Raw genomic sequence first — 10,005 nt, forward strand, 5'->3', positions numbered from 1 at the left:
TTTCACGTAGTATTTAGTGCGGTTTTACCAATAGTTGCACATGTAAGGTTAAAGCTGCCTTTAAAGAAAAACCCTCCCTTGCCCCAACTCTATCCGGTTTAGTCTTGCCCCAGTTATTGATTTCACATTGTCGCCACAGACAGCTGTCCCCTCTCCCCACGGGAGGGTTAGGGTGGGGGAAATTTCCACGAGGATACGCGGCTTCCCTCACCCCGGCCCTCTCCCGGAGGGCGAGGGGGTGTTGGCATAGGCGGATTGAGTTGAGGCAAGTTCCGAAGGAGGATAGTCGGTGACGAGGTCAGTCGAGACAGCGGAATACGCCGGAGTTCCATAGGCAGCTGCCGCACGGCTCGGTGTTGACGTAGCAGTCCTGGACGAACTCCTCTTCCTGGACCAGGTCGCAGGGGGAAAAGTTGCATTCCGAGCAGGAGGGATAGTTGTGGGTGACGACGTTGTAGCGATAGCTGCGGAACTCGCTGCTGTTCCAGATGTCGAGGATGCTGCTTTCGGTAAGGCTACCGAAGGCGCGGGGCTTGACCGGATGGAGCCAGCCGTTCGCGTAGGAACGGCAGTGGTGCCAGAGGTGGTAGCAGGGATGCACCATCCCCTGCCATGACACGAAGGCGCTCCCCTCCTCGATGAAGGAACAGCTTCGCTTTTCGCGGCGGACTATTTCCGGCAGTCTCAGGTCGAGCCCTGCCTGGCGGGCGACCACCATCGCCTCGTCAAAGACATCCTGGCATTCGGCCAGCCGCTCACCGTTCATGGCGAACAACCGCTTGAGGTCCAGGGTGATCCCCCGGCGCTGCGCGTCCGCCTTCATGGCGGCGACGAAGTCGATGATGGCGCGGGCCTCCGGGGATCGGGATTTGTAGAAATGCCACAGCTCCCCGAAATAGCGGGTGATGTCGATCCCCTTGAGCTCCGCCTTGCTCTTCCAGCTCTGGTACAGGGAAATGGCTTCGTCGGTACAGAGGTCGTAGCTGCACTGGGCGACATGCACGTCGTCAAAGGGGTGCAGGTGGGAGACGAGCGCGAAGCTGACGCCGCGCTCCGCCGCCCATGCCACGGCTGCGGGAAGCTGGGTAAGGTTTTCACGCATTACCACGAACTCGACGCCGATCTCCATCTCAGGACGGCCGCAGATCCGCTTGGCGTCCACCAGCGCGGACAGTGCGTGCTCCAGGTCGGCCAGTTCGCTGCCGGTCCGGATGCTCTCGAAGGTGGAGGAGTCGACGCCATCCATGGAGAGGCAGATCTTGTCGACGCCGGCGTCCAACAGCGAGATGGCGCGCAGGTTCGAGAGCAAAAGCCCGTTGGACTGGAAACCGGTCCAGCTGCCGGCGGGCATCAGCCGTTTGGCGCGGCTGATATACTGCTCCAGCCTGTTGTTGAGCAGCGGCTCCCCCACCCCGTTCAACACCAGCGCATCCACGGTGGTCAGCGCCGGTTCAAGGGCGGCAAACAGGTGATGATCGAGGTCGCCGTCGCAGGAGGCACCATCGCCGTTTTGCTTCATGCACATGACGCAGTTCAGGTTGCAGCGGCTGGTGGTTTCCACGAACAGCTTGGTCGGATGATCCCGGAAAGCCGGTTCGAGTTCAGGCGCCAGATTGGTTGCTGCCGACGATTGATGATGCATGATGACTCCTGCGTTGTGCTCCCCGGTTGTGCTCCCCTCCCCCCTCCCTAACCCTCCCCCTTCGGGAGAGGGAACTTTCGGACAGGTTATCGGGACGTTCGGACGCTTGTGCGCTGGTTCTGCGGCTTAGTTTTCGATGGGGTTTTCCATGCGGCGGGACATCTCCCACTGCTCCCTGAACAGGTTGAACGCCTCGCGCATGATGGAGGACGCCTTCTTGTTCTTGCTTTCCATCAGTTGCTGAACGGCCTCACGCTCCTCGTCGCTCATCCTGAAAGAAATGATGTTCCCCTTCTTGTCCTTTGCTGTCTTCATAACTTCCCCCTTTGATGCTTTCTGCTTTATTTGTGCTGTCCATGACAGCTCGTGATTCGTTGTTTGCTTCTTCAGTCGCTCCCCCATCCTCACCCCTGCCCCCCCTTGTAGGGGATGGATCGCTGGAAGAAGGCGAAGGAAGTAAGCCGGTCACCGGCGTCGTCCCGCCTGACGTCTCCTCCCCTTCGATGGGAGGGACAGGGTGAGGATGGGGTCAGGCGGCGAGTTCCAAGATCTCGATGGTGTCGTTGGGCCTGATCACGCCGCCGCTCAGGACGGTGGCGAAGATCCCTTCCTTGGGCATCACGCAGTCGCCGGCCTGGTAGTAGATGGCGCAGCGGGTGTGACAGACCTTGCCGATCTGCGAGATCTGCAGCACCACCGGTCCCACGGCCAGCTTGCTGCCGACCGGAAGTGCCAGCAGGTCGATTCCGCTGGTGGTCAGGTTTTCAGCGAAATCACCCGCGTTGACGTCGAGCCCCATCGCCCGCATCTTGTCGATGCTCTCCTGGGCCAGCAGGCTCACCTGGCGATGCCAGTCGCCGGCATGGGCGTCGCCGATGATGCCGTAGTTCTCACGTACGTGCACCAGGGGAGCCGGGGTCTTCCGCTCACCCTTCGACGTGCTGATGCTTACCGCAACGATCACTCCGGTCATCTTGCCCTCCTTACCCGCCGATCCTCGACATGTTCACTCGCTGCTTCTCTTCCTGCTCTTCGGCCAGGTGGTGACGGCCAGGCTTCTCGTTCACGATCCGCCGCACGGTCTGCCGGAGCGTGTCATCGTCAGACATAGCCAGCAGCGGCTTGAGATCCACGCCCTGTTCCGAAAAGAGACAGCTCCTCACCCGCCCGGCCGCGGTGACCCTGATCCGGTTACAGCTCTCGCAGAAGTGGCCGGAGATGGGGGTTATGATGCCAATCGCCCCTGCCGCCCCTTCTATCCTGAAGTTCCTGGCCGGTCCCGCCATCTCTGCGCTCACCAGCGGCAAGAGCGGGTAGCGCTCCGAGATGCGCTGCAGGATTTCGCTGCCGGACATGCACTGGGCTCCCCACTCGTGGTCGCACAGGGTCGGCATGTATTCAATGAAGCGCACGGTGTAGGCCTTTTTCAGGGTGAGGGCTGCGAAGTCGAGGATTTCCTGATCATTGATCCCGCGCATCACCACCATATTTATCTTTACCGGCGGAAAGCCGGCCTTCTCGGCAGTGACGATCCCGGACATCACCCGGGCGAGATCCCCGCCACGGGTGACGCGGGCGAAGGTCTCGGGCTTGAGGGAGTCCAGGCTGATATTGAGCCTCGCCACACCAGCCTTGCGCAGAGGGAGCGCCAGCTCCTGGAGCAGCATTCCGTTGGTGGTCAGCACCAGTTCCTTGAGCCCTGCCAGCCCGGACAGTTCCTTGAGAAAGGGCACCAGCCCTTTGCGTACCAGAGGCTCCCCGCCGGTCACCCTGATCTTCTCGACCCCTTCCCGGACACATGCTTCAGAGACCCGCAGCAGCTCCTCATAGGAGAGCAGGTCGCGGTGCTCCAGCTTGCTCACCCCCTCTGCCGGCATGCAGTAGCAGCAGCGAAGATTGCAGCGGTCGGTCACGGAAAGCCGCAAGTAATTAATACGTCTGCCATAGGCGTCAGTCAGTCCCATCCCAAACTCCGGTCCATCGTGAATCATTACCTCTCGAAACGGCCCTCGTTTGTAAACATTGGCAATATCGATACCAATTTTTCACCGCTTCTGATGGATGGTGAAGATCGCCGATCAAATACTGAGCTAACTTAGTGATTACAGAAGAAACAAACCGGTTTTCGAAAATAGGTCTGGTATCGAAAGGGGCGAGAAAAGAGGGGAAAGGGGAGTCAAGAGTGGGCGTTCCACATCATGACACACGTTCCATCTTGGAACAGTGGCCGTGCTCTGTTTCAGAACGGGGCATTCCGGGGGCGGTATACGCAATAAAAGTCCCCCTAATTGTTAAGTATACGATTTGTCACTGAAAAAGGTAAGGCCGTAAGAAAAATTCGGACTTGCTATCATACTGGTACGAGGTTTGCGATACCCTAGAAAACCGTTTTACGAAACCGTATGCAGCATAATCAAAAAGTTTAAGGATGGCGGAACCGCCACACGGGTTTGAAACCCGAAACACAACACAGGAGGAAGAAAAAATGGCATTAGGTGAACAGACGTATGGATTCTTTATTCCGACAGTATCGCTGATGGGTATCGGTTCCGCAAAGGAAACCGGCGGCCAGGTAAAGGCTCTGGGCGCATCCAAAGCGCTGCTCGTTACCGACAAGGGCATCTCCGCCATGGGGATGGCTGACAAGATCAAGGAGCAGGTGGAAGCTGCCGGCGTTTCCGTGGTGATCTTCGACGGCGCCGAGCCGAACCCGACCGACAAGAACGTCCACGACGGCGTCAAGGTCTACCAGGAGCAGAAGTGCGACGCCATCATCTCCCTGGGCGGCGGCTCCTCCCACGACTGCGCCAAAGGCGTTGGCCTGGTGATCGGCAACGGCGGCCACATCCGTGACTTCGAAGGCGTCAACAAGTCCACCAAGCCGATGCCGCCGTTCGTCGCCATCAACACCACCGCCGGCACCGCTTCCGAGATGACCCGCTTCTGCATCATCACCAACACCGACACCCACGTGAAGATGGCGATCGTCGACTGGCGCTGCACCCCGAACATCGCGATCAACGACCCGCTGCTGATGGTCGGCAAGCCGGCAGCACTCACCGCCGCCACCGGCATGGACGCCCTCACCCACGCGGTCGAGGCCTACGTTTCCACCATCGCGACCCCGATCACCGACGCCTGCGCAATCAAAGCCATCGAGCTGATCGCCGGCTACCTCTCCAAAGCGGTCGCCAACGGCGAAGACCTCGAGGCGCGCGACAAGATGGCCTACGCCGAGTACCTGGCCGGCATGGCGTTCAACAACGCATCGCTTGGCTACGTCCACTCCATGGCTCACCAGCTGGGCGGCTTCTACAACCTGCCGCACGGCGTCTGCAACGCCATCCTGCTGCCGGCCGTCAGCCAGTACAACCTGATCGCCTGCCCGGAGCGCTTCGCCACCATCGCCAAAGCCCTTGGCGAGAACGTGGACGGCCTCTCCGTCACCGAAGCCGGCCAGAAAGCGATCGACCGCATCCGCAGCCTCTCCGCTTCGATCGGCATCCCGACCGGCCTGAAAGCCCTGAACGTGAAAGAAGAAGACCTGAAGGTGATGGCAGAAAACGCAAAGAAAGACGCTTGCCAGTTCACCAACCCCCGCAAAGCCACCCTTGAGCAGGTCATCGACATCTTCAAGGCCGCAATGTAGGACGAAGTAACAAGCAGTTAGCATTCTCCTCCTGTCAACTACCCTCTCCCGCCCAGACGTTGCGCGAGCAAGCGGGAGGGGGTAGCTGGTGGGGAACGGCACTGCCTGAAGTTTCCCCCCCTTCTCCGAAGGGGGGTGCTGAAAACGATACATCTCCGAGCCATGCCGCCTAAAAGGATACACCTCACGGCGTCCGGCCAACGGGTTTCGCTGGAAACGGCGGAGCCTCCCTTTTGGAAAGGAGTACCTTCGCTGGAATTTGATGAAGTTGCGAGGGAATAATACTAAACAAGGGAGCTAGACTCAGCATGGATAAGATTTTTCGCGTAAACATGACCGACCTGACGGTCAAGATCGAAGAAGTACCGGAAGCCTGGGCCGGCCTGGGCGGCCGCGCACTGACCTCCACCATCGTTGCCGCCGAAGTCCCCCCCACCTGCCACGCCCTTTCCGCTGAAAACGTCCTCTGCTTCGCACCGGGCCTTTTGACCGGCACCGCCGCTGCCAACTCCGGCCGCCTCTCCGCAGGCGCCAAGAGCCCGCTTACGGGGGGCATCAAGGAGAGCAACGCCGGTGGTACCGCCGCCCAGATGTTCGCCAAGATGGGGATCAAGGCGCTGATCATCGAAGGCGCCCCCAAGGCTGACTCCTGGTACAACCTGCACGTGACCGTGGACGGCGTCACCATCTCCGAGGAGAAGGAACTGCTGGGCCTGGGCAACTTCGCCGTCATCGAGGCGCTGGAAGCGAGGCTCGGCAAGAAGACCGGCGTGCTGACCATCGGTCCGGCCGGCGAGTTCAAGATGACCGCCGCCAACATCTCGGTCAAGGACCCCGACTCCAAGATCCGCAGCCACGGCCGCGGCGGCCTGGGCGCAGTCATGGGCTCCAAGAAGATCAAGTACATCTCCATCGACGACAAGGGCGCCCCGGGCGTCAAGGTCGCCGACCCCGACAAATTCAAGGCAGCCGCCCGCGTGTTCGCCAAGGCGCTGCTCGACCACCCGGTCTCCGGCGAAGGTCTCCCCACCTACGGCACCAACGTGCTGGTGAACATCCTGAACGAGGCCGGCGGCCTGCCGACCAAGAACTTCACCACCGGCCAGTTCGAAGGGCACGACAAGATCTCCGGCGAGACCATGCACGACACCATCAAGGAACGCGGCGGCAAGACCAAACACGGCTGCCACGCAGGCTGCATCATCCAGTGCTCGCAGGTCTACAACGACAAGGACGGCAAGTACCTCACCTCCGGCTTCGAGTACGAGACCATCTGGGGCCTGGGCGCCGACTGCTGCATCGACAACCTGGACGACATCGCCCGCGCCGACAACCTGATGGACGACATCGGCATCGACTCCATCGAGACCGCCGTCATGTTCGGCGTGGCCATGGAAGCCGGCATCCTCCCCTTCGGCGACTCCAAAGGGATGCTGCGCCTTTTGACCGACGAGATCGCCAAGGGCACCCCGCTTGGCCGCATCCTGGGCGGCGGCGCCGGCTCGGTCGGCCGCACCTACGGCGTGGTCCGCGTACCGGTGGTGAAAAACCAGGGCATCCCGGCCTACGACCCGCGCTCCGTCAAGGGGATCGGCATCACCTACGCGACCAGCACCATGGGCGCCGACCACACCTCCGGCTACACCATCGCCACCAACATCCTGAACGTGGGCGGCTATGTGGACCCGCTCAAGAAGGACGGCCAGGTCGAGCTCTCCCGCAACCTGCAGATCGCCACCGCCGCGGTCGACTCCACCGGTATGTGCATCTTCGTGGCCTTCCCGGCCCTGGACATCCCCGAGTGCCTGCCGGCCCTGATCGACATGATCAACGCCCGCTTCGGCATCGCCCTGACCGGCGACGACGTGACCAACCTCGGCAAGCACGTCCTGAAGCTGGAGCGCCAGTTCAACCTGAACGCGGGCCTCACCAACAAGGACGACCGTCTGCCGGACTTCTTCAAGACCGAGCCGGTGGCACCGCACAACGCGGTGTGGGATTTCTCAGACGAAGAGATCGACGAATTCTGGAACTTCTAGATGGCAACAGCACCCGGCGTGGCGAAAGTCACGCCGGGTTTTTACGTTTAGGGTATCGTCATGCAAGTCACCATAAAACTTTTCGCGACATTCAGAAACGACAGGTTCAAAATAGATGAGCGGCAGCTGCCTGAGGGAACCGACGTCCGCAGCATCGTGCTGGGCCTGGGGCTTACCGAAGAGGAGATCGGCATCATCCTCATCAACGGCCGCCACGGCAACCTCGATCAGGTCCTGGTGGAGAAGGACACGCTGTCGCTATTCCCGCTGGTCGGAGGAGGGTGATATGAAAAACGTCGTCGATTTCCTGATGCGCAACAGTCACAACGGACTGCTCCCCTGGGGCGCCCAATGCGAAGCGGCCGCGGAGTACCAGATGGAGATTGCCGACGTGGAGCGGCTCGCCCTGGAGCACGGCATCTTCCCGGCGCGCTACCAGCGCAACCGCAACGTCATCTCGCTCGCCGACCAATTGCAGCTGTTCAACAGTAAGGTCGCCGTGGTGGGCTGCGGCGGGCTGGGCGGCTACGTGATCGAGGAGTTGGCCAGGATGGGGGTCGGCCACATCGTCGCCATCGATCCGGACATCTTCGAGGAACACAACCTGAACCGGCAGATCCTCTCCACCCCAGCCACCCTTGGCAAGGCCAAGGTCGAGGCGGCAGCGGACCGGGTCGCCGAGATCAACCCTGCAGTGACGGTTACCGCGGTACAAGAGGCTTTCTGCACGGCGAATGGCTACCTTTTGCTGGACGGGGTCGATGTGGCGGTGGACGCGCTCGATTCCATCTCCTACCGGCTGGAGATGGCGGCACTGTGCTCCGCCGCCGAAATCCCCATGGTGCATGGCGCGATCGGCGGCTGGTACGGCAACGTAGCCACCCAGCTTCCCGGCGACACCACCGTGCAGCAGATCTACCGCAACTGGGTTGACGGCAAAGGGATCGAGCAGCACCTGGGCAATCCCGCCTTCACCCCTGCCGTGGTGGCGAGCCTGGAGGTCGCCGAGGTCTGCAAACTGTTGCTCGGGAAAGGTGACTTGCTCCGCAACCGCAAGCTGAACATCGACCTGTTGGCGATGGAGATACACGAGATCCCGTACCAGCCGGCGATGGAACTGATAGAAGCGGCGTAAAGCGGTCGTCCGACGCACCTCTATCCAAACTCCCGTCCGACACGCCTCCCCCCGAAGGGGGGAGGTTGGGAGGGGGGAACACTGCCCCGCCAGCGCCGGCTGCTCGCACTGTGAAACTTGGGTTCCCCCTCCCTAACCCTCCCCCTTCGGGAGAGGGGACTGTCCGGCCTTTCCCATTCAAAGTCTTTATCCTCACTCCTACCTGCCCGCCCCCTGCCCGCCTCTTCCGATCAATCCCTTTCAACAACCGTTATGCTAAGATGGTTTATAATAAGACGCAGTGTGTAAAGTGGATAGCAGCCCCAATTTGTTCTCGCGTTCTGACACATCGGTATCGAATTTAGCTTCACCGATGAAGGGTAATGATCAGGAGGTACCAAATGGGTAAACTGCCATGCAATATCGCAATGTATCATCCCGACCTGAGAGTGCTTTCGGCCCGATATCGCTTCTGGCATGTCGAAGCTTTACTCAATGACGCGGGGGCCCTGATAGATAGATGCCTTGCCGATTACCGGGAATATTCCTCTCTCGACTATGCGTGGAACCAGTTCAAGCTGCATCTGACCATGCAGGAAAAGCGTTTCGATGTGGACCGGTATCGGGAACCGGAGCAACCGGCCGAACAGGAGGCGCCTCACGCTGAGGAGCCGCCGCACGAGGAGGAACCCGCACCCTCTCCGGCGGTGGAGATGACGGAAGGGGAGGAAGAGACGGTGGAAGCCGAATTCGAGCCGCCGCCGGCGGAAGCTCCCCCGCCGCCCGCTCTGGATCTGGGGACCGAGGAGGTGCTCCGCAAAAGGGAACTGGCTGCTCCCGGCCAGCCTTTCGCCTTGAACGAGTTGCGCGACCTCACCCTCAAGCGGGTCTGCCGCGACTATGAAGAGGCGGTCAACCGCGCCTGGGTGGCTGAGCAGGGGCTCAAGAAGATCTACGATCATGCCGATCTCACCTCTCCCCTGCCCACCGAGGCGGAGACCCTGAGCGAATCGATCACCAACCTGGCTATCTGGATCCGCGACGCCAAGGAGTGGCTGGTACGTTACCAGCAGCACGAGCAGCTGTTCACCCGCGCCGTCTCAATCCGCGCACTCTTGGGGCGCACCGCATGGCAGGTTTTGAAACAGTCGCGGGACAGCTACACCGCCAAACTCCGCATCCCGCCCGATTTTTTCCAGACCCATGACAACTGCCTGTTACGGGGCATCGGCGCCTGGCTGGTCGGAGAGGTGGGGGCGGTTCCCTGGTCACTGACCGTGCGGCTGCCGGAGGACGCTCTTTATGAGAGATGGGGGCAAAGCGTGGAGGTCGACCAGACGGGGCGAGCATCCATCCTGCTGGGACGGGTGGAAAACCGCCGTTCGATTCATCCGGTGGAGTTGTGCGGCGACAACTCGCTGCTCAATGCCAGCCCGATCGGCCAGCCCACGCCGGGGGGGGTGTGGATCATCGACATCTCCAGGCCCGCCGGCGCCGTTTCCGAATCATTCCTCCACCTGGAGGACATAGTGATTGAGATCAGTGCGGCCGGCATACCGCA

At 60.9% G+C, this 10,005-nt stretch carries 9 protein-coding genes and 1 riboswitch; of the genes, 5 read left to right on the plus strand and 4 right to left on the minus strand.

The window, feature by feature from the left end; all coding sequences use genetic code 11:
• Positions 1-298 precede the first annotated feature (298 nt).
• The 4 genes from VJ604_RS06470 to moaA all read right to left on the minus strand — a co-directional run bounded on the left by VJ604_RS06470 (position 299) and on the right by moaA (position 3,606).
• Positions 299-1,642: a radical SAM/SPASM family putative metalloenzyme maturase gene (locus VJ604_RS06470; RefSeq protein ID WP_324080835.1), complete on the minus strand. Its 1,344-nt coding sequence runs from the start codon at positions 1,640-1,642 to the stop codon at positions 299-301.
• Between the two features lie 126 nt (positions 1,643-1,768).
• Positions 1,769-1,957 (minus strand): hypothetical protein, encoded by a 189-nt coding sequence (locus tag VJ604_RS06475; protein ID WP_324080837.1) that lies wholly within the window; start codon positions 1,955-1,957, stop codon positions 1,769-1,771.
• A 214-nt stretch (positions 1,958-2,171) separates the two neighbouring features.
• Entirely contained in the window at positions 2,172-2,615 is a 444-nt protein-coding gene (locus tag VJ604_RS06480; protein ID WP_324080838.1) for an MOSC domain-containing protein, read from the minus strand.
• A 10-nt stretch (positions 2,616-2,625) separates the two neighbouring features.
• Positions 2,626-3,606 (minus strand): GTP 3',8-cyclase MoaA, encoded by a 981-nt coding sequence (gene moaA / locus VJ604_RS06485; RefSeq protein ID WP_324080840.1) that lies wholly within the window; start codon positions 3,604-3,606, stop codon positions 2,626-2,628.
• A 521-nt stretch (positions 3,607-4,127) separates the two neighbouring features.
• On the opposite strand from moaA, the gene VJ604_RS06490 reads away from it, so the two are divergent.
• From VJ604_RS06490 to VJ604_RS06510, 5 genes are all read left to right on the plus strand, one after another.
• Positions 4,128-5,291: an iron-containing alcohol dehydrogenase gene (locus tag VJ604_RS06490; protein WP_324080842.1), complete on the plus strand. Its 1,164-nt coding sequence runs from the start codon at positions 4,128-4,130 to the stop codon at positions 5,289-5,291.
• A 141-nt stretch (positions 5,292-5,432) separates the two neighbouring features.
• Positions 5,433-5,551, plus strand: a riboswitch (molybdenum cofactor riboswitch).
• A 48-nt stretch (positions 5,552-5,599) separates the two neighbouring features.
• Complete coding sequence (locus tag VJ604_RS06495; protein ID WP_324080843.1) at positions 5,600-7,330, plus strand: aldehyde ferredoxin oxidoreductase family protein; 1,731 nt, start codon at positions 5,600-5,602, stop codon at positions 7,328-7,330.
• A 60-nt stretch (positions 7,331-7,390) separates the two neighbouring features.
• Entirely contained in the window at positions 7,391-7,615 is a 225-nt protein-coding gene (locus VJ604_RS06500) for a MoaD/ThiS family protein (RefSeq protein ID WP_324080845.1), read from the plus strand.
• A gap of 1 nt (position 7,616) precedes the next feature.
• Positions 7,617-8,465 carry a HesA/MoeB/ThiF family protein gene (locus tag VJ604_RS06505; protein ID WP_324080847.1) on the plus strand — a complete coding sequence of 283 codons (849 nt, stop codon included), beginning with the start codon at positions 7,617-7,619 and terminating at the stop codon, positions 8,463-8,465.
• Between the two features lie 380 nt (positions 8,466-8,845).
• A partial coding sequence (locus VJ604_RS06510; protein ID WP_324080848.1) for a hypothetical protein occupies positions 8,846-10,005 on the plus strand: 1,160 nt, incomplete at its 3' end.

The sequence above is a fragment of the Geomonas sp. genome, from assembly GCF_035254065.1.
Classification (GTDB): Bacteria; Desulfobacterota; Desulfuromonadia; order Geobacterales; family Geobacteraceae; genus Geomonas.

What these genes read in the sequence shown, in the direction of transcription:
- VJ604_RS06490 (WP_324080842.1), top strand. Translation starts at nt 4,128, where the DNA reads ATGGCATTAGGTGAACAGACGTATGGATTCTTTATTCCGACAGTATCG.
- moaA (WP_324080840.1), bottom strand. Translation starts at nt 3,606, where the DNA reads ATGGGACTGACTGACGCCTATGGCAGACGTATTAATTACTTGCGGCTT.
- VJ604_RS06480 (WP_324080838.1), bottom strand. Translation starts at nt 2,615, where the DNA reads ATGACCGGAGTGATCGTTGCGGTAAGCATCAGCACGTCGAAGGGTGAG.
- VJ604_RS06505 (WP_324080847.1), top strand. Translation starts at nt 7,617, where the DNA reads ATGAAAAACGTCGTCGATTTCCTGATGCGCAACAGTCACAACGGACTG.
- VJ604_RS06470 (WP_324080835.1), bottom strand. Translation starts at nt 1,642, where the DNA reads ATGCATCATCAATCGTCGGCAGCAACCAATCTGGCGCCTGAACTCGAA.
- VJ604_RS06495 (WP_324080843.1), top strand. Translation starts at nt 5,600, where the DNA reads ATGGATAAGATTTTTCGCGTAAACATGACCGACCTGACGGTCAAGATC.
- VJ604_RS06500 (WP_324080845.1), top strand. Translation starts at nt 7,391, where the DNA reads ATGCAAGTCACCATAAAACTTTTCGCGACATTCAGAAACGACAGGTTC.
- VJ604_RS06475 (WP_324080837.1), bottom strand. Translation starts at nt 1,957, where the DNA reads ATGAAGACAGCAAAGGACAAGAAGGGGAACATCATTTCTTTCAGGATG.